Here is a 26,546-nt window from a genome sequence, read left to right on the forward strand (position 1 = left end):
ACGCGCTCAATCCCCCTCCCCGCTCAATGCCCTTTCGCCCGCACGACGATCTGCGCCTGCGTGTCGCGTTCGATGCGTTCGAGCGACGCACGCAGCGCCGTGAACTCGTCGGGCGTGCAGACCTGGCGGCCGAATTCGGCCTTCATCCGCCGCGTGACCTGCACGACCCGCGTGGCCGCATCGAATACGTAATGCGACGCGAAGTCGACGAAGCGGTCGTGCACGGCCGCATCGGCCGGCAGGTCGGTCACCGCGACGTCGGCCGGCAGCGCGATCTGGCCGGTCTCCTCGAAACTGCCGCCGATGCACGTCCACGGCTGCGTGCGCGCGGGTTCGGCCAGCCAGCCTTCGACCTGTGTCGCGATGCCGCCCGTAAGGCTCGACAGCACGGGCACGGCGGTCGTGCCGTCGGGCCACACGACGTGATCGAGCGTGCCGGCATACGTCACGTCGAACGGCCCGCCGGTCGCGCGGCGGTCGCTCGTCGTGATCCGCGCGTGGCCGCGCAGCCCGCTTTGCCGCAGGCGTTCGTTCGCGAGTTGCCGGATCCGGTCGGGCGCCGCGCGGCGAAACAGCGTGCGTTCGAGCTCGGCGGTCCAGCCGTCGTCCTCGACGAGCGCGTGAAACCCCGAGGCGCCCGGTTGCGCGGCATCGATCGCCACGCGCGCGGTGCGACGCTTCGGCTGCATGGCGGGCGTGCGCGACAGCACGCCGGTGTCGACGAGCAAAGCCGGCCGATCCATCACGATCGGCGGCAGGTAGCCGAACGCAATGCCGGCCGTCGTGGTGTCGGCGTAGAGGTCGAGATCGGGCAGCCACGTGATCGCGTGATTGATCGCGCCGCCGCCGTAACCGGGCACCGACGGCAGCGTGTACACGGAGCCGAGATTGATCAGCACCGGTTCGCTGCGGATGCCGACCGCCGCGAGCAACGCGCCGAACAGCGCGACGTGGTCCTTGCAGTCGCCGTAGCGGTTGCGCAGGATGTCGGTCACGCGATGCGGCGCGGCGGCCGTCTCGCCGAGAAAGAGCGCGACGTAGCGCACATTCGCCTGCACCCAGTCGTAGAGGATGCGCGCCTTGTCGTGCGGATCGGCGGCGTCGGCGGTGAGCGCGCGTGCGAGCTGCACGACGGCCGGATCGTTCGCGCCCGGGTCGACGGCCGCGTTGCGGTAGCGCGCGGCGAACGCCGCATAGTCGGGCAGCGTGGACACCACGAGCCGGTCGCCGTAGGTCGGGTAACCGACCGCACCGCTCTCGATGCGCTCGTACGGGCCGTGCCGGTAGTCGAATTCGTAGCGCGTGCGGCCGTTCGCGGTCACCGGCGGCAGCGCGACGTAGCCGCGCGCGTCCGCGTGCAGCGTCATGTCGGCCGGCACGTCGAAGATCAGCCGCTGGTGCTCCACCGGCTCGCGCGACGGCTCGACGTAGTAGCCGAAGTAACCCGCGTTGACCGGCCTCGTGCGCGACTTGCGGAACGCGATGCGCGTGCCCGAGCCGGCCTCGACGCCCGGAAACACGACGGTGCGCAGCAACCCGTCCTGAAACGTCGGCGCACCAGCCGAGCGCGGCTCCTGGACGTCGCGGATGCCGTCGGGGCCGACCGGATGCGCGACGCCGTCGCGATCGATCGTCTCGGCCGCGAGCAGGTCGACCTTCTCCAGATTCTTGTCGAACCATACGTAGCGCTGCGCGATCTCGTCGATGCCGTTCGCGTTGTTCGCGCGCAATGTCGAATCGTCGTGCTCGTCGAGCGAACCGTCGTGCTGGATCACGAATTCGTGGACATCGCTGACGAGCGTGACGGGCGCTTCGTCGGCCACGTCGTTCGCTCCGCCCAAGGTCGGCCCCGCGCCCGGCGTCGCGCCGACGGCGTTCGATGCGCCGAACGCGGCGGCACATGCCAGCATCCAGCCGGCCAGGCCGGCAGAAAAGCGCACCACATCGCACCTCGTCGCGGTTCACGGACAGCACGGTCGCGCAGCGCATACGGCGACCGCGCCACGCTCGTGTCGGCCAGTGTGGGCGTCGCATCCGTACGCGTCAAGCCGGTGCGCGCCGACCTACAATGAGACATGGAAGCGTCATCGCGTGCGGCCGCCGGCATCCGCCCGATCGCCGAACGACGGCGATGGATCGCCCGCTCGCGACGAGGAGGCACCATGGAAACCGGGATCGTGGAAGTCGTCGTGCTGCTGGCGTTCGTCGCGCTCGCCGTGCTGTTCTTCATCAAGCGTCCGGGGCGCGACCGGCTGAGGGCTAAATTCCATCATCCGCCGCTGCGACGGCCCAACCGCCCGCATCGGCATCATCAACCGTGACGGCTGCCGCCGGCAGTCGCGCACGCGCTTTCCGCGCCGCCGCTACCCGACGTTCATCGGCAGCAGCACCATCTGCTTGCCCTCGACATGCAGGCGCGCCTGCAACTCGACCGGCGTCTGGTTGTGCAACCACGCGGTCAGGAAATTCACGCGCCGGAAGATCAGCTTGCTCGCGAAGCACACGGCGTTCGGATAGTCATCGAGCGTCGACGACGCGAGGTTCATGAATTCCACGACGGGATTCGTGCCGAACGCGATCCGATAGTCGGCGGCGATGCCGTTGCGGCGACAGTGCGCGACGTAGTATTCGAGCGCTTCGGTGATCGAGTGACGCAGCCGTTCGAGATGTTCGTGCCCGTCGTACGCCTTCGCATCGACCTCACCGACCGCGAGGAAGATCACGTTGCGGAAATGCCCGGGAAACAGCCGGTTGACCCACAGCAGCGCGTGCATGCTCGCGCCGCGATGCTTGCCGACCAGCAGCACGGCCGTCGGTTGCGATGGATCGGGCTTGCCGGGCGCGGTAGCTTCGTCGACTTCCGGCGGCGCCCCCGAGAACAGCGCGTCCTCCTTCGCGAGCTGCGCGCGCGTATACGCGTAGTGGCGATTGATCATGAAGCACAGCGCGATCACCGCGCTCGTCACGAGCACCGTGAGCCAGCCGCCGGCCGTGAACTTCTCGACCAGCGTAATGACGAGCACGGTCGCCGTCACGGTCAACCCGAGCGCGGACAGGAAGAAATGCTTGAACCAGCCGCGCTCGCTGCGATGGCGCCACCAATACGTGCATAGCCCGAGCAGCGACATGCTGAACGTGAGGAACACGTTGATGCTGTACAGCACGACGAGCACGTCGACGCTGCCGTGCGTCCACAGCAGGATCAGCAGACTCGACAGGCCGACCACGATGATGCCGTTCTGCCGCACGAGGCGCGTCGACAGGTCGCGGAAATGGCGCGGCACCCAGGAATCCGACGCCATGTTCGACAGCACGGCCGGGCCGTCGAGAAAGCCCGTCTGCGCGCCGACCATCAGCAGCCCGGCCTCGAACGCGAGCACGGCCGCGAGCAGCGCATGCCGCGCGAACGCCGAGCCGAGCCCGAGGTGGTCGATCACGCGGCCGAACACGACCGCGTTGAGCGTCTCGCCTTCGACGGGCCGCGCGTGCCACAGCATGTACAGCAGGATGATGCCGCCAGCCGTGAACGCGAGCGACGTCGACATGTACCACATCGTCACCTTGCCGTTCGGCACGCGCGGATCGGCGAGCATGTTCACGTTGTTCGACACGGCCTCGAGGCCCGTATAGGTGCCGCCGCCGAGCGAGAACGCACGCATCAGCAACGCGAGCATCACGAACACGCCAAGCGACTGCGACATCCCGTGCGCCTCGTGCACCGCATCGGGCACGATCGTCGCGAGGTTGCTGCCATGCACGGCGACGCCATACACGATCAGCCCGAAATGCAGGACAACGAAGCCGATGAAGATCGGCAGCAGCACCATGATCGATTCGCGCATCCCGCGGAAATTGAGCCCCGTCATCAGCAGGATCAGCACGATCTCGGTCGTGAGCTTGAACATCTGCGCACTGACCGGCAGCAGGCTGAAGAACGCGTCGACGCCGCTCGCGAGCGACGTCGCGACGGTCAGCACGTAGTCGACCAGCAGCGCAGCACCCGAGACGAGCCCCGGCTTCGACCCGAGCAGCGACGTCGCGACGCGATAGCCGCCGCCGCCGGTCGGGAACAGCTCGATCACCTGGTTGTAGCCGAGCGCGATGATGAACACGGTCGCCGCGGTCGCGAGCGCAAGAAACAGCGCGAGCGGCGTGTGGTGCGCGAGCGCGAGGAACGCCTCTTCCGGGCCGTAGCACGACGACGACAACCCGTCGGCGCCGAGCCCGACCCAGGCCAGCAACGGCGTCACGGCGATCGCATGGCGCGTGCGCGGATCGAGCGGGTCCAGCGGCTTTCCGATCATTAGCTGCCACATCTTCTGGAATGCGGTCATGGTCCCCTCCCGGAAGCCCCGGCGCAGCGGCGTCATCCTCTAAAGCTAGTCGACGCCCGGCCGCCGCACCAGTCCGCACATTCCATGAGACGCGACCGACGGCACCGCGCCGCTTTCAACGCGTAAGCGACCGGCATGTCGCGCCGCCCCACGGGCCGCGTACGCACCGACGCCCTCACCGCCTCCCCACACCCGGACGCGGGCCTCTTCCCGGCCTTCCCCATCGCCGTCCTCCCGCCGAGCGATCACCTCGATCGCGTCATTCGCATCGTTCGCATGGTCAGCCCGATCCGTACCGAACGCGCTGCCCGCTCGCGTCCCGTTCATGCGTTGTTCCGCGCAATTCGGCTTCTATGCGCGCGCAACAATGGCGGTGCCTCGCGGCCGGCGCCGTCCGGGGGCAGGTTTCCACGACGCCGGCCGCGGCGGTTCTTGAAAACCACATCTCACGAGGACATACCATGCAACTCCAATCCCATCCGGCGTGCCGTCCGTTTTACGAAGCAGGCGAACTCACGCAACTGACCGCGTTCTACGAAGAAGGCCGCAACGTCATGTGGATGATGCTGCGATCGGAGCCGCGGCCGTGCTTCAACCAGCAACTCGTCACCGACATCATCCATCTCGCGCGCGTCGCACGCGACTCGGGCCTGCCGTTCGACTTCTGGGTGACGGGCTCGCTCGTCCCCGAGCTGTTCAACGTCGGCGGCGACCTGAGCTTCTTCGTCGACGCGATCCGCAGCGGCCGCCGCGACCAGTTGATGGCCTACGCGCGCTCGTGCATCGACGGCGTGTTCGAGATCTACACCGGCTTCGGCACCGGGGCGATCTCGATCGCGATGGTCGAGGGCAGCGCGCTGGGCGGCGGCTTCGAGGCCGCCCTCGCGCACCACTACATGCTCGCGCAGAAGGGCGTGAAACTCGGCTTTCCCGAGATCGCGTTCAACCTGTTTCCGGGCATGGGCGGCTATTCGCTGGTCGCGCGCAAGGCGGACCGAGGGCTCGCGGAATCGCTGATCTCGTCCGGCGAGCCGCATGCGGCCGAGTGGTACGAGGATCGCGGTCTGGTCGACCAGACGTTCGACGCGGGCGACGCGTATCTCGCGACGCGCACCTTCATCGACGTGATGAAGCCGAAGCTGAACGGCATCCGCGCGATGTTGCGCGCACGCGAACGCGTGTTCCATCTCACGCGTTCCGAGCTGATGGACATCACCGAGCAATGGGTTCACGCGGCGTTCACGATCGAGCCGAAGGATCTCGCGTACATGGAACGTCTGGTGATGCTGCAGAACCGGCGCGTGTCGAAGCTGCGCACGGTGTGATGTGAGCGAAGCGCCGCCGCGAAACCGGCGGCGCCCGTCATGCGGTGGGGCTCAGGCGATCAGCCTGAGCTTTCTCGTTTCCGCGAGCCAGGCCTCGAACGCCTGGGCCGGCATCGGCCGCGCGAAGTAGAACCCTTGCGCGTGATCGACGTTGATCTGCTTCAGGAATTCGGCTTCCGCGTGCGTCTCGACGCCTTCGGCGACCACCGAGAAACTCAGCGCCTTCGCGAGCGACACGACCGAGCGCACCAGCGCCTGCGAGCGCGGGTTGCGGTCGATGCCCGTGATGAAGGTGCGATCGAGCTTGATCGAATCGAGCGGCAACCGCGACAGTTGCGACAGCGACGAATAGCCGGTGCCGAAATCGTCGAGGTGAATCTCCGCGCCGAGCTGGCGGAACTGCTTCATCAGCTCGTGCGCCGATTCCTCGTCCTCGATGAAGCTGCTTTCGGTGAGCTCGATGTCGACGAGGCTCGGCTTCAGCCCCGCGCCGTCGAGAATCGTCGCGAACTGGTCGACGATGTTCATGTCCTGCAATTGCCGCGCCGACACGTTCACCGCGATCCGCACGCCGAGCCCCTTCGCCTTCCACGCGGCGGCCTGCGCGGCCGCGGTGCGCATCACCCAGCGGCCGAGCGGCGCGATCAGCCCCGACTCCTCCGCGAAACGGATGAACTCGATCGGCGCGACGATTCCGCGATCCGGCGACTGCCAGCGGATCAGCGCCTCGACGCTGTGCACGTCGCCGGTCGCGATGTCGATGACCGGCTGGTAATGCAGCACGAACTGCTCGTCCTCGAGCGCCTTGCGCAGGTTCGTGTCGAGCCACATATACTTCGCGACCTTCTGGTTCATCTCCAGCGAGAACACGCGGTACGTATGCTTGCCCTCTTCCTTCGCGACGTACATCGCGGTGTCGGCGCTGCGGATCAGCGTTTCGAGCGAATCGCCATGCTGCGGATACATCGCGATGCCGATCGAGCAGCTCGTGTAGACCTCCACCAGCCCGAGGTGGATCGGCGTACGCAGCCGCTCGAGGATGATCTGCGCGGTCGCTTCGAGCAGCGGCCGCGTGCCGTGCTCGAACAGCACCAGGAATTCGTCGCCGCCGAGCCGCGCGAGCGTCGCGCCGGACGGCAGGCAGCCGCCGATGACCGCGGACACGTCCTGCAGCAGGCGGTCGCCGGTGATGTGCCCGTAGTGGTCGTTGACGCGCTTGAAGTTGTCGAGATCGAGGAACAGGATGCCGACCTGGCCGCGCACGTCGGTGCGGTCCGCGGCCAGCGCGACACGGATGCGCTCGCTGATGGCGTGACGGTTCGGCAAGCCGGTCAGCACGTCGGTATTCGCGAGCTCGGTGAGCCGCTGCTGCGCGTTGCGCTCCTCGGTGACGTCGATGCCCGAGCAGATCAGGAACTGCTCGTCGACGCCGCTGCCGCTCTGCACGAACTTGTTGCGGAACTGGAACAGGCGCGGGCCGTTGACCGTGTTGATGTAGCGCTCGACCGCGAACGAACGGTTGCTCGCGAAAAAGCCGGTGATGTTGGTGCGCGACTGCGCGCCCTGCTCGGGGCTCATGAACAGCTCGAACGCGCTGCGGCCGATCACGTCGACCTCGCGCTTGCCCGTCACTTCCTCGCACAGACGGTTGAAGCGCTGCACCATGCCGTTGCGGTCGAGGATCACGACGAGCGAATTCACTTCGGACACGACCTGCTCGGCGAATGCGAGCCCGTGCGCGAGGTCGCTCGCGACGGAGGCGGTATCGGAATAGGCGGAGGCCGTGCCGGCCCAATTGGCGGTATCGACCTTCCTGCCGACCAGATGGAGGCTGACCGGATCGCCGAACAGCGCGAGTTCGAGCACGAGGTGCGACGTGACGCCGGTGAGCGCGCGGATCCGCGCGGCCTGCTCGCTGGTCAGTGCCACCGCGACATTGGTCAGGCCGCGAACGGCGGCCAGTTCGAGTGCATTGCTGTCGCTGCCGAGACGCCAGCATGGGCTACGCGTACCGAGATGCGCTTCGAGCACGGCGCTATCGTTTTCGTCATCCATGGACACGCCCCGATCCAGAAAAAACGCACAGTGTAGACGGAGCCGAGCGGGCCGCCGCCGATCGCCGGGCGCGCTGCGCGCGTACCCGGCGGGGCAGTCGCGATGACTGTGCCAGCGGCCCTCGTTCCGTACTTGTTTCCAACCAATGCGAACCGGCGTTCGCGCATGTCGCGCGCAGGTTTCCAAGCGAATGATGGAAGCCATCTTATCAAATGACGAAGCGGATTGGCACTCACATTTAGAACGGAGTGTCAAGGAATCGCAACTCGATTGGCACGGAGGATTTTTCGTGATTGGCGGCGCGCACGTGGGCGCGTGCAGCGGCCCTGAGCGGAGCCGGCGGATTCGGCGGTGCGCCTTGCCGGGCGGGCGTTTTCGGGAATCGACGGCAACCGGCAGCGATCTGCCCCCGTCGGATTTCTGGCGGGGTCGGATCGTATTGGGCAGCACGCGAAATGGGGAATTTCCATTTCCATTCACGCCGGAATGCACGACTTTATTCCCATACTCGCTGCAATATCGGGCTAATTAGTGCACGCGAATATATCGCTGCGTCGCGCAGGCATTGCGGCGGCATCTGATGGAACCGGTGCGATGATCCGGCCGCGACGCGCGAAAACCGTCCGGCGGGCACGCCGCCGCACCGCTTCCGCGCGTTGCATTGCGCAGCGTCGAGCCGCTCAGCCCGCCGCGCCGTAACCGCCGCCGCCCGGCGTTTCGACGACGAACACGTCACCCGGCGCCATCTGCGCGCGGCCGACGTGCTCGAGCGTCTCGACCGTGCCGTCCGCCCGCTCGATCGTGTTGCGGCCGAGCGCGCCGGCCTCACCGCCCGCCGCGCCGAACGGCGCATGGATCCGATTGTTCGACAGGATCGACGCGGTCATCGGCTCGAGGAAGCGGATCCGCCGCACCGCGCCGTCGCCGCCGCGCCAGCGCCCGCCGCCGCCTGAACCCGCGCGCAGCCGATGCGAGTCGAGCCGCACCGGGTAGCGCCATTCGAGCACCTCCGGATCGGTCAGCCGCGAGTTCGTCATGTGCGTCTGCACCGCGCCGACGCCCGCGAAACCGTCGCCCGCGCCGCTGCCGCCGGCGATGGTCTCGTAGTACTGGTAGCGATCGTTGCCGAACGTGAAGTTGTTCATCGTTCCCTGGCTCGATGCGATGCAGCCGAGCGCGCCGTACAGCGCGTTGGTGATCGCCGACGACGTCTCGACGTTGCCCGACACGACCGCCGCCGGATACTCGGGGTTCAGCATCGAGCGCGCCGGCACGATCACCGTCAGCGGCTTCAGGCAGCCGGCGTTCAGCGGGATGTCGTCGCCGACCAGCGTACGGAACACGTACAGCACGGCAGCCATGCAGACGGCCTTCGGCGCGTTGAAATTGTTGTCGAGCTGCGCGGACGTGCCGGTGAAGTCGATCTCCGCACGGCGCGCCGCGCGGTCGACGCGGATCGCGACGCGAATCTCCGCGCCGTTGTCGAGCGGATAGCGGTACGCGCCGTCCTGCAGCGCACCGATCACGCGCCGCACCGCCTCTTCCGCGTTGTCCTGCACGTGTCGCATGAACGCGAGCACGACGTCGCGGCCGAACTGCTCGACCATCCGCCGCAGTTCGTCGACGCCCTTCTGGTTCGCCGCGATCTGCGCGCGCAGGTCGGCCATGTTCTGCTCGACGTTGCGCGCCGGATAGCGGCCCGATGCGAGCAGCGCGCGCGTGTCGGCATCGCGCAGCACGCCCGCCGACACGAGCTGCCAGTTGTCGATCAGCACGCCTTCCTCGTCGATGTGCGTCGAATCGGGCGGCATCGAGCCCGGCGTGGTGCCGCCGATGTCCGCGTGGTGGCCGCGCGAGCCGACGTAGAACAGCGGCGTGTCCGAGCCGTCCGCGAACACTGGCGTGATGACGGTCACGTCCGGCAGGTGCGTGCCGCCGTGATACGGATCGTTCAGCATGAACACGTCGCCGTCGCGCATCCGGCCGCGGTTGCGCTCGATCACCGTGCGGATGCTCTCGCCCATCGAGCCCAGGTGCACGGGCATGTGCGGCGCGTTCGCGATCAGGTTGCCGTCGCCGTCGAAGATCGCGCACGAGAAGTCGAGCCGCTCCTTGATGTTGACCGAATACGCGGTGTTCTGCAGCCGCAGCCCCATCTGCTCGGCGATCGACATGAACAGGTTGTTGAAGATCTCGAGCCGTACCGGGTCGGCGTCGGTGCCGAGCGAGCGGCGCGTCGGCAGCGGCGTCGTGCGCGTCAGCACGAGGTTGCCCTGCGCGGTCATCCGCGCGCGCCAGCCGGGTTCGACGACGGTCGTGCCGTTCTGCTCCGCGACGATCGCGGGGCCGTCGATCGCGTCGCCGGCGAGCAGCGTGTCGCGCACGTACAGCGCCGCGTCGTGCCATTCGCCACCGGAATAGAAACGCACGGCGCTGTGCGCGTGCGGCGCCGCGCCCTCGTCGCGCGGCTCGAGCGGTGCGATCTCGACCGGTGCATCGGAGCGGCCGATCGCCTCGACCGACGCGAGTTCGGCGACCAGCGGCGTGCCGGGCATCAGGAACGCGTAGCGTTGCCGGTACGCGGTTTCGAACGCCTGCTGCATCGCCGCGACGCTGCCGGCCGGCACGTCGAGCGCGGAATCCGTGCCCTGGTAGCGCAGGTGCACGCGGCGCTCGGTCGCGATGCGCGCCGGCGGCACGCCCTGTTCGAGCAACGCGCCGACCGCCTCGTCGGTCAGCCGGTCGAGCGCGGCATTCAGCGCCGGCAACGATTCGTCGGACAACACGGCCTCCACCGCGCGCTCGCGCATCGCGGTCTGGTCGGCAAGCCCCATCCCGTAGGCGGACAGCACGCCCGCGAGCGGATGCGCGAACACCTGCGTCATCCCGAGCGCGTCGGCCACGCCGCACGCGTGCTGGCCGCCCGCGCCGCCGAACGTCGTCAGCACGTAGCGCGACACGTCGTGGCCGCGCTGCACCGAGATCTTCTTGATCGCGTTCGCCATGCTGCCGATCGCGATTTCCAGGAACCCTTCGGCCAGCGCCTCGGGCGTGTCGCGCCGCCCGGTCGCCGCGTGGATCTCGTCGGCGAGCGCCGCGAACTTCGCGGCCACGCCGTCGCGGTCGAGCGGTTCGTCCGCGTGCGGGCCGAACACGCGCGGGAAGTGATCGGGCTGGATCTTGCCGAGCATCACGTTGCAGTCGGTCACCGTCAGCGGGCCGCCGCGCCGATATGCGGCCGGCCCGGGATTCGCGCCGGCCGATTCGGGCCCGACGCGCAGCCGCGCGCCGTCGAAGCCGAGCACCGAGCCGCCGCCGGCCGCGACCGTGTGGATGCTCATCATCGGCGCGCGCATCCGCACGCCGGCCACCTGCGTCTCGAACACGCGCTCGAATTCGCCGTTGTAGTGCGATACGTCGGTCGACGTGCCGCCCATGTCGAAGCCGATCACGCGCTCGAAGCCGGCCGCGCGCGCGGCGCGCACCATTCCGACGATGCCGCCGGCCGGGCCGGACAGGATCGCGTCCTTGCCCTGGAACGCATCGGCGCGCGTCAGGCCGCCGCTGCTCTGCATGAACTGCAGGTTCACGCCGGGCATCTCGTGCGCGACCTGCTCGACGTAGCGGCGCAGGATCGGCGACAGGTACGCGTCGACCACGGTCGTGTCGCCGCGCGACACCATCTTCATCAGCGGCGACACCTCGTGCGACACCGACACCTGCGTGAAGCCGATCCGGCGCGCGAGATCCGCCAGCGCGCGTTCGTGCGCGGTGTGGCGATAGCCGTGGATCAGCACGATGGCCAGCGCCTGCACACCCGAGTCGAACACGCGGCGCAACGCCGCTTCCGCACCCTGCACGTCGAGCGGCACGACGACGTCGCCGTGCGCGCCGATCCGCTCGTCGATTTCGACGACGGTCTCGTACAGCGCATCGGGCAGCACGATGTCGAGGTCGAACAGGCGCGGGCGGTTCTGGTATGCGATGCGCAGCACGTCGCGAAAGCCGCGCGTCGTCGCGAGCGCGGTGCGTTCGCCCTTGCGTTCGAGCAGCGCGTTGGTCGCGACCGTCGTGCCCATCTTCACCATGTCGACGCGTTCGGGCGTGATCGGCTCGCCGTCGGCGAGACCGAGCAGATGGCGGATGCCGGCCACGGCCGCATCGCGATACTGCTCGGGATTCTCCGACAGCAGCTTGTGCGTGACGAGCGAGCCGTCGGGCCGGCGCGCGACGATGTCGGTGAAGGTGCCGCCGCGGTCGATCCAGAATTGCCAGCGCGCGGCGTCGGAGGAAACGGGGGAAGGTTGTCGGTCAGTCATGGCGATGAACTCGATGCGTCGTTGAAGCGAAGGACGAGCGCCGCCGCACGGCGCGCGTCGCGCGCCGCGTGAGGGCTTCGATGAAAGGGGAGCGGTAAAAAGGCGGCGGGCGGATGCCCGCTCAGGCGGCGTCGAGTTCGCGGCCGCGCGTTTCGGGCAGCGTCAGCGCGGCGACGATCACCACGCCGTATGCGGCGACCGCGAAGATGCCGATGCTCATGCCGAGCCCGTACTGCTTCGACAGCGCGCCGATCAGGAACGGAAACAGTGCGCCAATCGCGCGGCCGACGTTGTAGCAGAAGCCTTGGCCCGAACCACGCACGCGGGTCGGGAACAGTTCGGTGAGGAACGCGCCCATCCCGGAGAAGATGCCCGACGCGAAGAAACCGAGCGGGAAGCCGAGCCACAGCATCGACGCGTTGGTCAGGTTCAGCGACGTGTACGAAAACGCAATCACCATCGAGCCGAGCGCGAACAGGATGAAGTTCGGCTTGCGGCCGAGGCGGTCGGTCAGGTATGCGCTCGTCAGGTAGCCAACCCACGAGCCGAAGATGATCATCGCGAGATAGCCGCCGGTGCCCATCACGGTCAGGTGCCGCTCGGTCTTCAGGAACGTCGGCAGCCAGGTCGTGATCGCGTAGTAGCCGCCTTGCGCGCCGGTCGTCAGCAGCGCCGCGCGCAGCGTCGTCGACAGCAGCTTCGGCGCGAAGATTTCGGTGAGACGCGGCGCGTCGGCCACCTTCGCCTGCGAGGCCTTCTCCTTCTCGTAGACGTCGGGCTCCTTCACGTAGCGGCGGATCACGACCACCAGCAGCGCGGGCGCGAGGCCGACGAGGAACAGCGCGCGCCATGCCTGCTCGGCCGGCAGCACCGAGAACAGCAGCGCATACAACAGCGCCGACAGCCCCCAGCCGATCGCCCAGCCCGACTGCACGAGGCCGACCGCCTTGCCGCGATCGCGCGCGCGGATCACTTCGCCGATCAGCACCGCGCCGGCCGTCCATTCGCCGCCGAAGCCGAAGCCCATCAGCGCGCGCGCCGCGAGCAGCTGGTGATAGTTCTGCGCGAGCCCGCACAGCGCGGTGAACACCGCGAACCACAGCACGGTCAGTTGCAGCGTGCGCACACGGCCGATCCGGTCGGACAGGATCCCGGCGATCCAGCCGCCGAGCGCCGACGCGAGCAGCGTCATCGTGCCGATGAAGCCGGCGTCCGCGAGCGAGATGCCCCAGGTCGCGACGAGCGTCGGGATCACAAACGACAGCATCTGCGTGTCCATCCCGTCGAGCATGTAGCCGACCTTGCAGCTCCAGAACGCGCGGCGCTCGCGCGGTTGCGCGTCCGCATACCATCCGAACAGGCCGTTGCGCGCGGGGCCCGCGGGGTCGGCGGCGGGCGCCGCGAGGGTCTTGCTTTCCATGGTGAAGCTCCTGTCGAAATGTGCGGTCGAAACCGTGCGTGTGGTGTGTGGTGCGTGGTGCGTGGTGCGTGGTGCGTGGTGCTCGCGATCGTCGGGCCGCGGCTGCGCGCCGCCCTCCGGGCGGGCGGATCGTCTGCGGCGGCGGCGGACCGCCGCGTCGGGGCCGGATCAACGACCGCGCGGGCCGCCGCTCCGACCGGGTCAGAACACGGCCAGCGACGCGTTCGTGATGTCGGTCATCAGCATGTAGCCGGGCGTATGCGCGATCGCGAGTGGTAGCTTCGCTTCCATCAGCGCGGTTTGCGGCGTCACGCCGCACGCCCAGAACACCGGCAGCTCGTCGTCGCGCACCGTCACGGCGTCGCCGAAATCGGGGGCGCCGAGATCGGCGATGCCGAGTTCACGCGGATGGCCGATATGGACCGGCGCGCCATGCACGCCCGGAAACCGGCTCGTGATCTGCACCGCGCGGATCGCGTCGGCGCCGCGCAGCGGCCGCATCGACACGACCAGTTGCCCGCCGAAGATCCCCGCACGGCGATTCGGAATCGACGTGCGATACATCGGCACGTTACGACCCTCCTCGATGTGGCGCAGCCCGATCCCTTCACGCGCCAGCATGTCCTCGAACGAGAACGAGCAGCCGATCGCGAATACGACGAAATCGTCGCGCCACAGCGCCTCGAGCGATTCGACCCGCTCGGTCAGGCGGCCGTCGCGGTATACGTTGTAGCTCGGCACGTCGGTGCGGATATCGAGATCCTCGCCGAGCACGTCGAGCCGGAACGCGCCCGGTTCGCCGACGCCCAGCAGCGGGCACGCCTTCGGATTCACCTGGCAGAAGCGCAGGAAATCGTGCGCGTACGCGTTCGGCAGGATCGCGAGGTTTGCTTGCGCGAACGGGCCGCACTGGCCGGCCGTCGGGCTGCGGAACGCGCCGTTGCGTACGGACTGGCGGAATTCGGAAGGTGTCATGATGGTCGTTGGCGGATCGGTCTGTCGTTGGATGACGGTTGCGTCAGCGGATACGGCGAAGAATAGAAAAGAAAAAATTTTGTCGCCAACGAGTTTTTTTGCGCCGTGTGTATAGAATTCCTTAACGGATCTCGGGGTTTTCCCCGGTCCCGTTCATTTTTTCAGCGGGGCAAGCTGCGCGCCCAACGACTTGCCGACCGCCATGAACACGCGTTTCCTCGAAACCTTCGTCACGCTCGCGAAGCTGCGCAACTTCCGCACGACGGCCGCCGCGCTGCACGCGACGCCGGCCGCGATCTCGCAGCGCCTGAAGGCGCTCGAGGATGAATTGCAGACCGTGCTCGTCGATCGCGACAGCCGCGAGTTCCGGCTCACGCCGAACGGCGAATATCTGCTCGGCTATGCGAAGGCCGTCGTCGAGGCGACGCACGAACTGCAGGCCGCCGCGGCCGGCGAAAGCGCGCTGCGCGGCAAGCTGCGGCTCGGCGTGATCGAGACGGTCGTGCACAGCTGGCTGCCGCATTACCTGCGGCGCCTCGCCGCCGACTATCCGCAACTGGAGATCGACCTGACCGTCGACGTCAGCGTCGTGCTGCAGCGCCGGCTGATGGCCGGCGAGCTCGATCTGATCATTCGCGTGGAGGGCAGCGACGAGGCATCGGTCGTCTGCGACGCGCTCGCGAACTATCCGGTGCGCTGGATCGCGCGTGCCGGGCTGCTCCCGACCGCGCGCACGGGGCTCGCGCGGCAGGTGCTGCGCCAGCCGATCCTGACTTACGGGCGCGGCACCGCGCCCCACCGCGCGCTCGAGGACATCGTGCGCACGCTCGCGCACGCGCATGGCGTGCCGCTGTCGGAGACGCGCATCACCGGCTCGCCGTCGATCTCGGTGATCGTGCAGCTCGTGCGCGACGGCTTCGGCGTGGCGGCAATTCCGGTGCTGTTCGTCGATGCGTTGATCGCCAGCGGCGAGGTCGTCGAGCTGCCGCTGCAGCCGTCGCCGCCGTCGATCGTCGTGTCGATGTCGCGGCGGGCGGATGCGCCGAAGTTCGTGCACGGCGCGTCGATCGCAGCGCGGGCTGCGTGTCACGAGTATTGCGAGAAGAGCAACCGGTTGCTGGTCGAGGCGCTTTGAGGTGGTGTGGGGATGCCGGGCGGATCACGCACGGCGCCTGAAGCGCCCGTTCGGCGATCGGCTTACGCCGGCTGCCCCGCACGCGGCTGCGCAAGCTTGCCGTCGCCATACTCGCGCAACACCTGCGAGATCACCACGCGATAGCCGTCCAGCCAGCGCGCCTGCTTCGCCTTCGCTTCCAGATGCGCGGGATGCCGAATCAACTGCTGCAGCGCCGCCTCCGATTCCCAGTAGTAAACGTTCTGGATCAGCCCCGCCTCGGTGTTCTCCCACGTCTCCTCGCCGAGGTAGCCGGGCGTCGCGCGCGCCATGTCGGCGATCTGGCGGTCGAGCCGGTGAAACTCGTCATCGTATATCCCTGCGCGGAAAATGAAGGTCGAGGCGTACATGCGCGCTCCATCGGAGACGGTTGAAAGAGCGGCAAGTGTAAGGCACGCAGCGCGCACCGTTGCAGCAGCGTCCGCACGCATTGAACGCGAGACGATAGTCGTCTACCACGGCCGTCGCACCGAGTCCTGGTAGCGCGTCAGGATGAAATGCGCGACGTCGTCCGAGTGATACGCGGCGACGAGCTGCGCGACCCACGGCTTCGTGCGGTCGGCGTCGCGCACCGTCAGCACGTTCGCATACGGCGAGCGTGCATCCTCGAGATTGATGCTGTCGCGCGCCGGCTGCAGCCCCGCGCGCGCGGCGTCCTCGCTGTCCATCGCGACGAACGCGGCCGAGTCGAGCGCCGCATGCAGCCGGTCACGGCGCAGGGCCACGAATTTCAGCGCAAGCCGGTTGCCCGTCACGTCGCGCAGCGTCGCATGCAGGCCGGCCTTTTCGCGCAGCGTCACCAGCGTGTCGTTCTGCAGCAGCACGAGCGCACGTGCCATCCCGCGCGGATCGGCCGGGATCGCAACCGTCGCACCGGGCTGCAAATCGTTCAGACTCCTTAGCTTGCGCGAATAGAGCGCCATCGGCAACGTGACGGTCGGCGCGACAGCGGTCAGTGCATAGCCTTTCGCCGTACACGTCGAGGCAAGGCGCTGCGCGTCCTCGAAGCTCGCCGCGTCGATCGTGCCGTCCGCGAGCGCGGAATCGATGCGCGACGCGTCGTCGAATTCGACGACGTCGACACGCACCCCGCGCGTGGCCGCGACGCGTTTCACCTCGTCGAGGATGTCCGCGTGCACGCCGCGCGTCACGCCGACGCGGATCGTCGCCGTGGCGGTTTCGGCCGCAACGATCCAGCCCGAATGGGCGACACCGCATGCAACGATCAGCGACGCGGCAACGCGATACATCACCTGCTTCATGACGCATCCCTCAGAACCGTGCGGAACCCGATATGCGACGTGCCGAGATCGGCTTCCTGCTGTTCGCGCGACGACGCGCGATAGCGCACGCAGTAATCGCGCGAGCACAGGAACGAGCCACCCTTGATCACCATCGGCGTGTCGTGCCGGCGCGTCGGCGGTGCGACAGCCGCCGTGTCGCCGTTCGTGTGCGACTGATGCGGGCCCGTGTATGCGTCCTTGGTCCATTCCCATGCGTTGCCGATCATGTCGTACAGGCGGAAGCCGTTCGCCGCGTAGCAGCCGACCGGCGCCAGCCCCGCGTGGCCGTCCTCGGCCGTATCGAGCACCGGGAACGCGCCCTGCCAGTAGTTCGCGGCCGGCTTGCCCCGAGCGTCGCGCGGCGCCGCATCGAGCGATGCGTCGTCGCGACCGGCCTTGCCCGCGTATTCCCATTCTGCTTCGGTCGGCAGGTCGCGCCCGAGCCAGTGCGCATACGCGAGCGCGTCGCGCTGCGTGACGAGCGTGACGGGCAGGTTGCCGAGCCCGTCGACGCTGCTGCCGGGGCCGCGCGGCTGCCGCCACGATGCGCCCTTCACCCACGTCCACCACGCGAGGTCACGCGCGTTCAACTCGTCGCGCGTCGGCACATGAAACACAGCCGCGCCGCCTTGCTGCTCGGCCTCGGTCACGTAGCCGGTCGCCTGCACGAACGCGGCGAACTGCGCGATCGTCACGTCGGTCTGGTCGATCCAGAAGCCGCCGACACGCGTCTTGCCGTCACCGGCCGGACGCTCGTCCGCATAGCCGCGTGTGCTGCCGAACACGAACGCGCCGCCGCTCAGGTGCACCATCCCGGCTTTTGGGTCGTCGCGCCACTTCGTCGGCAACCCCGAGTAGCGCTCGCACTGCCGTTCGGAGCCCAGCGGCGCGAGCGTGCGGCCGCGATTCGCGTCGTCGAAGGCGCCGCCGGGCAACGCCGACGGGCTCGCAAAGCCGACGGCGAACGCAGCCGCGAACAGCGTGGCCGCGAGCGCCGCGGCGAGTGTCCGGAAGCGGAACCGCATCGTGCCGTCCTCAGTAGTAGCCGCGCGGACGCAGCGGTTCCACCCCGCCGACGTTGCTCATGTAGGTCTTCCACTGGTCGACCAGCGTGCCGATCACCGATGGGTTTTGCGCGGACACGTCGGTCGTCTCGCCGCGGTCCGCCGCGAGGTCGTACAGCTGCCAGTGGCCATCGAGCGGCCCGAGCGGCGGCTCGGTCCACAACGCCTTCCAGCGGCCGTCGGCGCTGCGCAGGTACGCGCGGCCGTACGCTTCGTCGCCGAACGGCGTCGTATGCACTTCGCCCGTCGCCGAGCCGGTGAGCACCGGCAGCAGCGACTGCCCCGTCACCGGATAGACGTAGCGGTTGTTGTAGACGACCTTGCCCTTGTTCTGATCGACGCCCGTCAACGTGTTCACGAGCGGCGGCGCCGGCTGCGACGGCGGCGTGACGCCCGCGACCGCGAGGAACGTCGCCGTGTTGTCGGTCACGTGCGTGAACGCACGCAGCGTCGGCAACTGCCGCGTCTGCCCCGGCAGCCGCACGATCGTCGGCGTCGACACGCCGCCTTCGGCCGAATAGCCCTTCGTGAGCCGGAACGGCGTCGCGCTCACTTCGGCCCAGCGCAGCCCGTATTGCAGCCGTTGCGCGTTCTGCTTGCCGTTGTCGGTGCCGAGCGTCGAATAGACCGGGTCCTGCCCGTTCGCGGTGTCGGTCGCCGTCGGGTCCGCGCCGGAGTCGATCGGCCAGCCTTCCGCGCCGTTGTCCGACTGGAACATGATGAACGTGTTGTCGTATTCGCCGATGTCCTTCAAGTGCTGGATCAAGAGGCCGATGTTGTAGTCGAGGTTCTCGACCATCCCCGCATAGATCTCCATGTAGCGCGCCTGCGCGCGGCGCTCGGCCGGGCTCAGGCTCGACCAAAGCTTGTCGACCTTGCCGGTGCCGTAGTCGCTGTAGCCGTCGGCGGCCGAATGCACGGCGCTGATGTACTTCGCGTTCGCGGTGCCGTTGTTCGCCGTGGCCGGCGATGCCGACGTCGTTTCCGGAAGGCCGTCAAATGGCTTGAAGTCGGTGGGGATCAGGCCGAGCGCCTTCTGTCGCGCGATCCGCGCGTTGCGGATCGCGTCGTAGCCGGCGTCGTATACGCCCGCATATTTGTGCAGCCACGGGTCCGGCACCTGCAGCGGCCAGTGCGGCGACGTGTAGGCCGCGTACGCGAAGAACGGCTTGCCGTCCCGCTTGTTCGAATCGATGTACGAGATCAGCTTCTGCGTATAGAAGTCTGTCGAATAGAACACGGCCGGACTGCCGCCCGCGCCGCCCGGTTGTCCGGGCTGGCCCGGCTGCACGTAGCTGCCGTCCTCCGTGTAGTTCGACGAGCCGGCCGGTTCGTGCGCGAAGTGGTTCGTCGCCGCGCCGGCGAGCAGCACGTAGCTGCGCTCGAAGCCCCACTGGTCCGGTGTCTGTCCGCTGCCCGTCGCGCTGCCGACGATCCCCGAACCGATGTGCCACTTGCCCGCGATATAAGTGTGATAGCCGGCGTCCTTCAGCAGTTGTGCGAACGATAGCGCGCGATCGTTCAGGTAGCCCTCGTAGCCCGGCAACCCGCGCCGCTCGTCGGTCGGCACGCCCATCGTGCCTTCGCCGACGAGGTGGTGATCGGTACCGGAAATCAGCATCGCGCGCGTGATCGCGCATACGGTGCCCGTGTGGTGGTTCGACAGGATGCGGCCCGACGCGACGAGCGCGTCGAGGTTCGGTGTACTGATCTCGCCGCCGAATGCGTGAATGTCGGAATAGCCGAGATCGTCGGCCATGATGTACAGGATGTTCGGGCGTTTCGCGGCCTGCGGTGGTGTCGCGGCGGACTGCGACGGCGCATCGCTGTCGACGCCCCCGCACGACGCGAGCGACAACGCGCCGGCAATCGCGGCGCAGACGACACGGAAACGGAAGGCATGCAACGGCGACGCGGACTTTTTCATTTTGTCGAACGCTCGATTACGGATCGGCGATCTTAGCGGCGCCCGCGCGGCACCCAAAGTCGGATTCGTCACATGCTAACGGGAAGGGGGAATATGCACGCCGCCCGTTGATCGACGGCTCGCGCCGTCATACACGCGTTGCGTCAGCCGCGTCCGTCGAGGCTGCCGCCGCCATCCACCGCGAGCACCTGCCCCGTGACGACCGCCGCATCGTCGGACAACAGGAACGCGATGGCGGCGGCCACGTCGTGCGGCGTGGCTACGTAGCGTGAACGCTGCGCGGCGGCACGCGCTCGCCGTCCGCGTCGTCCGACGCCAGCATGCGCGGAATCTCGTCAACGAGCGCATCGATGACGACGCGCACCTTCATCGGCACATTGCGCGACGCCGGGCGCACCGCGAACACTTCGGCGCCCGACACGCTGTCGCTGTCCATCACGAGCGCGAGACGGCCGTCGCGCACGTACGGCGCCATCAGCCAGCACGGGAGCCACGCGAGGCCCGCGCCGGCTGCCGCCGCGTCGGCGATCGCCTGCAGATCGTCGAATCGCAGGCGGCCGGCCGGGCGATGGTCGTGCACCGCGCCGTCCGGGCCGATGATCCGCCACGGCGTCGGCTGCCCGCCGCGCGAATACGCGATGCCGACGTGCGACGCGAGCTCGTCGGATCCCGTCGGCCGGCCATGACGTTCGAGATACGCCGGCGATGCGCAAATGCCCATCCTCTGTACGCCAAGCCGCCGCCCGACGAGCGTGCTCGTATCCGCAAGCTCGCCGATGCGCACCGCGATGTCGAAGCCGTCGTTGACCAGGTCGGCCAGGCGATCGCTGAACGACACGTCGATTTCAAGCCGCGGATGACGCTCGACGAGGCGCCGCACGACGGGCGCCACGCATTGCCGGCCGAACAGCACGGGCACGCTGATCCGCACGCGCCCGGTCGGCTCGCGCCGGCCCGCGTCGAGCGCGGCCTCCGTCTCGCCGAGTTCGGCCAGCAACCGCCGGCACTGCTCGTAATAGACGAGTCCTTCGTCGGTCAAGCCGAGCTGGCGCGTCGTGCGCTGCAAGAGCCGCGCGCCGAGCCGTTGTTCGAGGCGCGCGACGATCTTCGCCACGGCCGAGCGCGTCATGCCGAGGCGCAGCGCTGCCGCGGCGAAGCTGCCCGACTCCACGACGTCGACGAATTCGACGATGCCTCTCAATCGCTCGTCCATGCAGTTCCGCTCCGATGGAATGACAGGTCTGTGTCCGTGCCGGCGACAATCGTTGGCCGAATTCTCGCCAATGTGTCCCGTTGCGCAACACTATGATAGTCCGGTCCATCTCGAAAAAGGAGCCGACATGCACGCATGGCAAATCAAACCGGGGGACGGCATTGCCGGGCTCCGGCGCATCGACGCGACGCTTCGCCCGGTCGGACCGACCGACGTCGTCGTGAAGATCCACTCGACCGCACTGAACTACCGCGACCTGATGTTCGCGCGCGGCGACTATCTCGGCATCGGCACCGACGCGCTGATACCCGTCGCCGACGGCGCCGGCGAAGTCGTCGAAACCGGTCGCGACGTCACGCGGTTCAAGCCGGGCGATCGCGTGATCAATACGTATTTCCCGCACTGGATCGACGGGCCGCCCACGCCGCAGAAAGTCTCGGGTTCGCCCGGCGCGCAATTCGACGGCGTGCTGGCCGAGCACTTCGTGTCCGACGAAACCTCGCTCGTCGGGATTCCTGCGCATCTCGACTACGACGAAGCGGCAACGCTGTCGTGCGCGGGCATCACCGCGTGGAATGCGCTGTTCGTCGACGGCGGGCTGAGACCGGGCGCGACGGTCGTGCTGCTCGGCACGGGCGGTGTATCGATCATCGCGCTGCAGCTTGCGCATGCGGCCGGACTGCGCACGATCGTGACCTCGTCGAGCGATGCCAAGCTCGAACGCGCCCGCGCACTCGGTGCGGACGCAACGATCAACTACCGCACGACGCCCGAATGGCAGCATGAAGTGCTGCGGCTCACCGACGGTGCGGGCGCGGATCTCGTCATCGAAGTCGGCGGACGCGATACGCTCGCGCGCTCGGTCGCCGCGACGAAGCTGGGCGGCATCGTATCGGTCATCGGCGGCCTCAGCAGCTTCGGCGGCCCCGAACTCGGGCTGCTGTCGCTGATCGGCGGCATTCGGAAACTGCATGGCCTCATGGTCGGCAGCCGCGCGATGCTCGACGACGTCGTGCGGCTCGTCGATGCGAAACGGATCAAGCCGGTGGTCGATCGCGTGTTCGGTTTCGACGAGGCGCCGCAAGCGTATGCGTACCTGCAGTCGGGCCAGCATTTCGGCAAGGTCGTGATTCGCGTCGCGTCGTAACGGATGAAGGCGGCGCACGCCGCCTTCTCCTCGCTGCCGTCTCTACATCGCACTCTTCCGCGCCGGTACCCGCATCCGCGTACCGCGCTGTGCCGCGTCGTCGACGCTCCCATAGCGCATCCACGCAAATGCATTTCGGAATCCGTTATTGGATCGCGCCGTCCCGCGTTTTTATACTCGTCAGCACTCTCCATCAAAGAGTGCCAGCCAATTTCGACGCAACAGAACAGGACGGACAGATGAGCCTACGCCCCTTGCACGACCGGGTCATCGTGAAGCGACTCGACCAGGAAACCACCACCGCCTCGGGCATCGTGATCCCCGACAGCGCCGCGGAAAAGCCCGACCAGGGCGAAGTGATCGCCGTCGGCCCCGGCCGCAAGGACGCGGACGGCCAGCGCATCGTGCCCGACCTGCAGGTCGGCGAACGCGTGCTGTTCGGCAAGTACGCAGGCCAGGCCGTCAAGGTGGACGGCAACGAATTCCTCGTACTGCGCGAGGAAGACATCGTCGCGGTCGTCAGTCAATAACGGAGTGCAATCATGGCAGCGAAGGAAATCATTTTCAGCGACGTCGCCCGTGCGAAGCTGACCGAAGGCGTCAACATTCTCGCCAATGCGGTGAAGGTCACGCTCGGGCCCAAAGGCCGCAACGTCGTGCTCGAACGCAGCTTCGGCGCACCCGTCGTCACCAAGGACGGCGTGTCGGTCGCGAAGGAAATCGAACTCGCGGACAAGCTGCAGAACGTCGGCGCGCAGCTCGTGAAGGAAGTCGCGTCGCGCACCAGCGACGCGGCCGGCGACGGCACGACGACGGCCACCGTACTCGCGCAGGCGATCGTGCGCGAAGGCCAGAAATACGTCGCGGCCGGGCTCAATCCGCTCGACCTGAAGCGCGGGATCGACAAGGCGGTGGCATCGGCCGTCGACGAACTGAAGAAGATCAGCAAGCCGACCACCACCAGCAAGGAAATCGCGCAGGTCGCGACGATCTCCGCGAACGGCGAGGAATCGATCGGCCAGCGCATCGCCGAGGCGATCGACCGTGTCGGCAAGGAAGGCGTGATCACCGTGGAGGACGGCAAGTCGCTCGCCGACGAGCTCGACGTCGTCGAAGGGCTGCAGTTCGATCGCGGCTACCTGTCGCCGTATTTCATCAACAACGCCGACAAGCAGATCGCCGAAATCGAGAACCCGTACATCCTGCTGCACGACAAGAAGATCTCGAACATCCGCGACCTGCTGCCGGTGCTCGAACAGGTCGCGAAGTCGGGCCGGCCGCTGCTGATCATCGCGGAAGACGTCGAAGGCGAAGCGCTCGCGACGCTGGTCGTGAACAACATCCGCGGCATCCTGAAGACGGTCGCGGTCAAGGCGCCGGGCTTCGGCGATCGTCGCAAGGCGCTGCTGGAAGACATCGCGATCCTGACCGGCGGCCAGGTCGTCGCCGAGGAGACGGGCCTCACGCTCGAGAAGGCGACGCTCGCCGAACTCGGCCAGGCGAAGCGCATCGAGGTCGGCAAGGAAAACACGACCGTGATCGACGGCGCGGGCGATGCGAAGAACATCGAGGCGCGCGTGAGGCAGATCCGCGTGCAGATCGAGGAAGCGACCTCCGACTACGACCGTGAAAAGCTGCAGGAACGCGTGGCCAAGCTCGCGGGCGGCGTCGCGGTGATCAAGGTCGGCGGCGCGACCGAGATCGAGGTGAAGGAGAAGAAGGATCGCGTCGACGATGCGCTGCACGCGACGCGCGCGGCCGTCGAGGAAGGCATCGTGCCGGGCGGCGGCGTCGCGCTGATTCGCGTGCGGCAGGCGATCCGCGCACTCAAGGGCGCGAACGCCGACCAGGACGCGGGCATCAAGATCGTGCTGCGCGCACTCGAGGAACCGCTGCGCCAGATCGTCACGAATGCGGGCGAGGAAGCGAGCGTGGTCGTCGCGAAAGTCGCGGAGGGCTCGGGCAACTTCGGCTACAACGCGCAGACCGGTGAATACGGCGACCTCGTCGAATCGGGCGTGCTCGATCCGACCAAGGTCACGCGCACCGCGCTGCAGAACGCGGCGTCGGTCGCGGGGCTGCTGCTGACGACCGATGCGACGGTGTTCGAAGCGCCGAAGGATGCGGCGCCGGCTGCGGTGCCGGGTGGTCCGGGCGCAGGCGGTCCGGGGTTCGATTTCTGACGCCGGCAAGCGCGCACGCCCAAGCCGGGCGACCGCGCGCTTCGATCCACGACGCGTGGCGGCATCGGTCGCCACGCGTTTTTTCGTGCGCGCCCGCCCCGCGCGCCGTCGTCAGAACATCTGGCGCAGGCCGATCGCGGCCCCGACGTTGTTGGTCCTGCCGATCTGATCGACCTTGCCGGTGAGCCGGTTGGTGGCACCCGGGTAGTCGGCCGCGAACGCGCCGTTGCCGCGTGCGAAATCGACCGTGCCGTATACCTCCGTGTGCTTCGACAGCGCATATTCGGCCAGCATGGTCGCCGAGTAATTGATCCCGGAGCCGAGCGTGCCGTCGAGCCGCTCCGCGTTGCGCGCGTGGCCGTAATAGCCGGCCACCGTGATCAGCAGCGGCGCGGTGGCCTGCCAGTTCGCGCCGACGTAGAACGTATCGTCGATGCGGTTCGGGCTGCCGCCGGCGAGCGTGGGCGCGCCGGCCTGCTGCATGTTGAAGTCCGTCGTGCCAGTCTTGTCCTGACCGTGCAGCCAGCCGGCCAGCAGGCGCACGGACGGCGTGACCTGATACGCGCCGCTCACGTGCAGGAAGTTCACCTTCGCGCCGTTGACCGCACTGCCGTTCACGGACGACACCGAGGTCTGCTGGTAGCCGGCGTTGATCGACGCAGGCCCTTGCGCGTAGGTCAGCTCGACACCGTACGTACTGTCGAGACCCATCGCGCCGGCATGATTGCCGAGCCCGTAGATCGCATCGATGCTGAAGCCGTTGTACGAGAACTTGTACTTCACCGAGTTCGGCACGGTCAGGTAATTGCCGATGCCGTTGTACGCCCAGCTGTCCTGCCAGTAGTCGCCGACGGTCATCGGATCGAACACGTCGCCCATCGTGTCGTACAGCGGGGCGTACTGGTTGCCGAAGGTCAGCGAGCCGTACCGGTCGCTCGACAGGCCGACGTATGCCTGCCGGCTGAACAGCGTGTTCGCGACGTGCAGCTTGCCGTCGCCGAGCTCGAAGCCGTTCTCGAGACGAAAGATCGCCGACAGGCCGCCGCCGAGATCCTCGCTGCCGCGCAAGCCCCAGCGGCTGTGCGTTTCGGGGCCGACGGTCATTCCGATCAGGTCCTTGCCGTCGGGGCCGGCGTTCGTCTGATAACGGATCGCCGTATCGACGAGGCCATACAACGTGACGGAACTCTGCGCAAATGCGGACGACACCGCTGTCAAGACGAATACCGCGCCGACACCACCGGATACGACGATGCGTTTCATGAAAGGCCTCCCTGAGCGATTGATTTTGTAAGCAGTCCGACAGCATTCGTGTCGGCTTGCCGGTATAGCGCTCGGGAGAATAATCGGTCATATTCGCGGCACCTATTGCTGCTTCCGGATTGGACCTTTCCAATACGCTCAACAATCGCGGAAGCAGCCGTGCGGCGACCGGTAAGTCGCGCCCGCGGTAAGATGAACGCCCCTTCCGTCGCTTTGCCGCCCAAGCCATGTCGACCACCCTCGCCACCCTTTTGCCGCTCGCCGGCGTCCTGTTCCTGAGCGTGGCCAGCCCGGGCCCGAACTTCGTGATCGTCACGTCGACCGCCGTCGCGCAACGCCGCGCCGGCGTGATGACCGGGCTCGGCCTCGCCGCCGCATCGGGCACCTGGGCGGCGATCGCGATCGCCGGCCTCAGCCTGCTCGTGACCCACGTCGCCTGGGTGCACACCGCGCTGCGGCTCGCGGGCGCCACATACCTGATCTGGCTCGGCCTGAAAATGGTGCTGACCGCGCGCACGCCGCCCGCGGTTTCCGCGCCGGCCGCGTCCTCCGACTGGCATGCCGCGAAGAAGGGCTACGTGGTCAGCATGACGAACCCGAAATCCGTCGCGTTCTACGGCAGTATCTTCGCGTTGATGGTGCCGGCCCATACGCCGGCGTGGCTCGATCTCGCGGTCGTCGTGTTGTCGATCGGAATTTCGGGCGCGTGGTACTGCACGATGGCGCTGCTCGCGTCGCACCCGTCGGTGCGCCGGCTGCTGATCCGGCGCAAGGCCGTGCTCGACACGACGGCCGGGCTGCTGCTGATGGGGCTCGGCGGGCGGATGCTGGCCGGGCGCTGAGCGCCGTCACGCGCCGGCATCG

The 26,546-nt window shown here is 67.8% G+C and carries 19 protein-coding genes and 1 pseudogene; 7 read left to right on the forward strand and 13 right to left on the reverse strand.

What is annotated here, in order from left to right; all coding sequences use genetic code 11:
• Window positions 1-23 precede the first annotated feature (23 nt).
• Entirely contained in the window at window positions 24-1,943 is a 1,920-nt protein-coding gene (locus tag WS46_RS09640) for a DUF3857 and transglutaminase domain-containing protein (RefSeq protein ID WP_059690346.1), read from the reverse strand.
• A gap of 219 nt (window positions 1,944-2,162) precedes the next feature.
• Between WS46_RS09640 and WS46_RS35995 the strand changes: the two genes are divergently transcribed.
• Window positions 2,163-2,321, forward strand: a complete 159-nt coding sequence (locus WS46_RS35995) for a hypothetical protein (RefSeq protein ID WP_179949142.1) — start codon at window positions 2,163-2,165, stop codon at window positions 2,319-2,321.
• A gap of 42 nt (window positions 2,322-2,363) precedes the next feature.
• Here the strand turns inward: WS46_RS35995 and WS46_RS09645 are convergent, their stop codons facing one another.
• Window positions 2,364-4,334 carry an APC family permease gene (locus WS46_RS09645; RefSeq protein WP_059690347.1) on the reverse strand — a complete coding sequence of 657 codons (1,971 nt, stop codon included), beginning with the start codon at window positions 4,332-4,334 and terminating at the stop codon, window positions 2,364-2,366.
• Window positions 4,335-4,795: 461 nt separating this feature from the next.
• Between WS46_RS09645 and WS46_RS09650 the strand changes: the two genes are divergently transcribed.
• Window positions 4,796-5,659, forward strand: coding sequence for a crotonase/enoyl-CoA hydratase family protein (locus WS46_RS09650; protein WP_059532133.1), 864 nt, complete (start codon window positions 4,796-4,798; stop codon window positions 5,657-5,659).
• Between the two features lie 51 nt (window positions 5,660-5,710).
• Here the strand turns inward: WS46_RS09650 and pdeR are convergent, their stop codons facing one another.
• From pdeR to WS46_RS09670, 4 genes are all read right to left on the reverse strand, one after another.
• Window positions 5,711-7,714, reverse strand: a complete 2,004-nt coding sequence (gene pdeR / locus WS46_RS09655) for a cyclic di-GMP phosphodiesterase (protein ID WP_059690348.1) — start codon at window positions 7,712-7,714, stop codon at window positions 5,711-5,713.
• A 680-nt stretch (window positions 7,715-8,394) separates the two neighbouring features.
• Complete coding sequence (locus tag WS46_RS09660) at window positions 8,395-12,033, reverse strand: hydantoinase B/oxoprolinase family protein (protein ID WP_059690349.1); 3,639 nt, start codon at window positions 12,031-12,033, stop codon at window positions 8,395-8,397.
• Window positions 12,034-12,154: 121 nt separating this feature from the next.
• Window positions 12,155-13,453, reverse strand: a complete 1,299-nt coding sequence (locus tag WS46_RS09665) for an MFS transporter (protein WP_059532142.1) — start codon at window positions 13,451-13,453, stop codon at window positions 12,155-12,157.
• Between the two features lie 201 nt (window positions 13,454-13,654).
• On the reverse strand, window positions 13,655-14,428 hold the full coding sequence (locus WS46_RS09670; protein ID WP_059690350.1) for a putative hydro-lyase: 774 nt from the start codon (window positions 14,426-14,428) through the stop codon (window positions 13,655-13,657).
• Window positions 14,429-14,630: 202 nt separating this feature from the next.
• On the opposite strand from WS46_RS09670, the gene WS46_RS09675 reads away from it, so the two are divergent.
• Window positions 14,631-15,563 carry a LysR family transcriptional regulator gene (locus WS46_RS09675; RefSeq protein WP_044847290.1) on the forward strand — a complete coding sequence of 311 codons (933 nt, stop codon included), beginning with the start codon at window positions 14,631-14,633 and terminating at the stop codon, window positions 15,561-15,563.
• A gap of 62 nt (window positions 15,564-15,625) precedes the next feature.
• Here the strand turns inward: WS46_RS09675 and WS46_RS09680 are convergent, their stop codons facing one another.
• From WS46_RS09680 to WS46_RS09700, 6 genes and pseudogenes are all read right to left on the reverse strand, one after another.
• Window positions 15,626-15,952 carry an antibiotic biosynthesis monooxygenase gene (locus WS46_RS09680; RefSeq protein ID WP_059690351.1) on the reverse strand — a complete coding sequence of 109 codons (327 nt, stop codon included), beginning with the start codon at window positions 15,950-15,952 and terminating at the stop codon, window positions 15,626-15,628.
• Window positions 15,953-16,054: 102 nt separating this feature from the next.
• Window positions 16,055-16,864 (reverse strand): MetQ/NlpA family lipoprotein, encoded by an 810-nt coding sequence (locus tag WS46_RS09685; RefSeq protein ID WP_059690352.1) that lies wholly within the window; start codon window positions 16,862-16,864, stop codon window positions 16,055-16,057.
• Window positions 16,861-17,910 carry a formylglycine-generating enzyme family protein gene (locus tag WS46_RS09690; RefSeq protein ID WP_059690353.1) on the reverse strand — a complete coding sequence of 350 codons (1,050 nt, stop codon included), beginning with the start codon at window positions 17,908-17,910 and terminating at the stop codon, window positions 16,861-16,863. Before WS46_RS09690 ends, WS46_RS09685 begins: the two co-directional genes overlap by 4 nt.
• Window positions 17,911-17,920: 10 nt before the next feature.
• Entirely contained in the window at window positions 17,921-19,876 is a 1,956-nt protein-coding gene (locus tag WS46_RS09695) for an arylsulfatase (protein WP_059690354.1), read from the reverse strand.
• A gap of 143 nt (window positions 19,877-20,019) precedes the next feature.
• Window positions 20,020-20,133 (reverse strand): annotated as a pseudogene (locus WS46_RS33635) (SDR family oxidoreductase); the annotation flags it as partial.
• A gap of 2 nt (window positions 20,134-20,135) precedes the next feature.
• A complete protein-coding gene (locus WS46_RS09700) occupies window positions 20,136-21,089 on the reverse strand; it encodes a LysR family transcriptional regulator (protein ID WP_059690355.1) in 954 nt (317 codons plus the stop codon).
• A gap of 127 nt (window positions 21,090-21,216) precedes the next feature.
• Between WS46_RS09700 and WS46_RS09705 the strand changes: the two genes are divergently transcribed.
• From WS46_RS09705 to groL, 3 genes are all read left to right on the forward strand, one after another.
• Window positions 21,217-22,236 carry an NAD(P)-dependent alcohol dehydrogenase gene (locus tag WS46_RS09705; protein ID WP_059690356.1) on the forward strand — a complete coding sequence of 340 codons (1,020 nt, stop codon included), beginning with the start codon at window positions 21,217-21,219 and terminating at the stop codon, window positions 22,234-22,236.
• Window positions 22,237-22,475: 239 nt separating this feature from the next.
• Window positions 22,476-22,766 (forward strand): co-chaperone GroES, encoded by a 291-nt coding sequence (locus tag WS46_RS09710; protein ID WP_059532162.1) that lies wholly within the window; start codon window positions 22,476-22,478, stop codon window positions 22,764-22,766.
• A gap of 12 nt (window positions 22,767-22,778) precedes the next feature.
• The gene (gene groL / locus WS46_RS09715; RefSeq protein WP_059690357.1) at window positions 22,779-24,419 is read left to right on the forward strand and encodes a chaperonin GroEL; all 1,641 of its coding nucleotides are present in this window, start codon (window positions 22,779-22,781) and stop codon (window positions 24,417-24,419) included.
• A 111-nt stretch (window positions 24,420-24,530) separates the two neighbouring features.
• On the opposite strand, the gene WS46_RS09720 is transcribed toward groL, so the two are convergent.
• A complete protein-coding gene (locus tag WS46_RS09720) occupies window positions 24,531-25,682 on the reverse strand; it encodes a porin (RefSeq protein ID WP_059690358.1) in 1,152 nt (383 codons plus the stop codon).
• A 227-nt stretch (window positions 25,683-25,909) separates the two neighbouring features.
• On the opposite strand from WS46_RS09720, the gene WS46_RS09725 reads away from it, so the two are divergent.
• A complete protein-coding gene (locus WS46_RS09725) occupies window positions 25,910-26,524 on the forward strand; it encodes a LysE family translocator (RefSeq protein WP_059690359.1) in 615 nt (204 codons plus the stop codon).
• Window positions 26,525-26,546 lie beyond the last annotated feature (22 nt).

Origin of the sequence: Burkholderia sp. RF4-BP95, assembly GCF_001521985.1 — a bacterium.
Lineage (GTDB): Bacteria > Pseudomonadota > Gammaproteobacteria > Burkholderiales > Burkholderiaceae > Burkholderia > Burkholderia diffusa.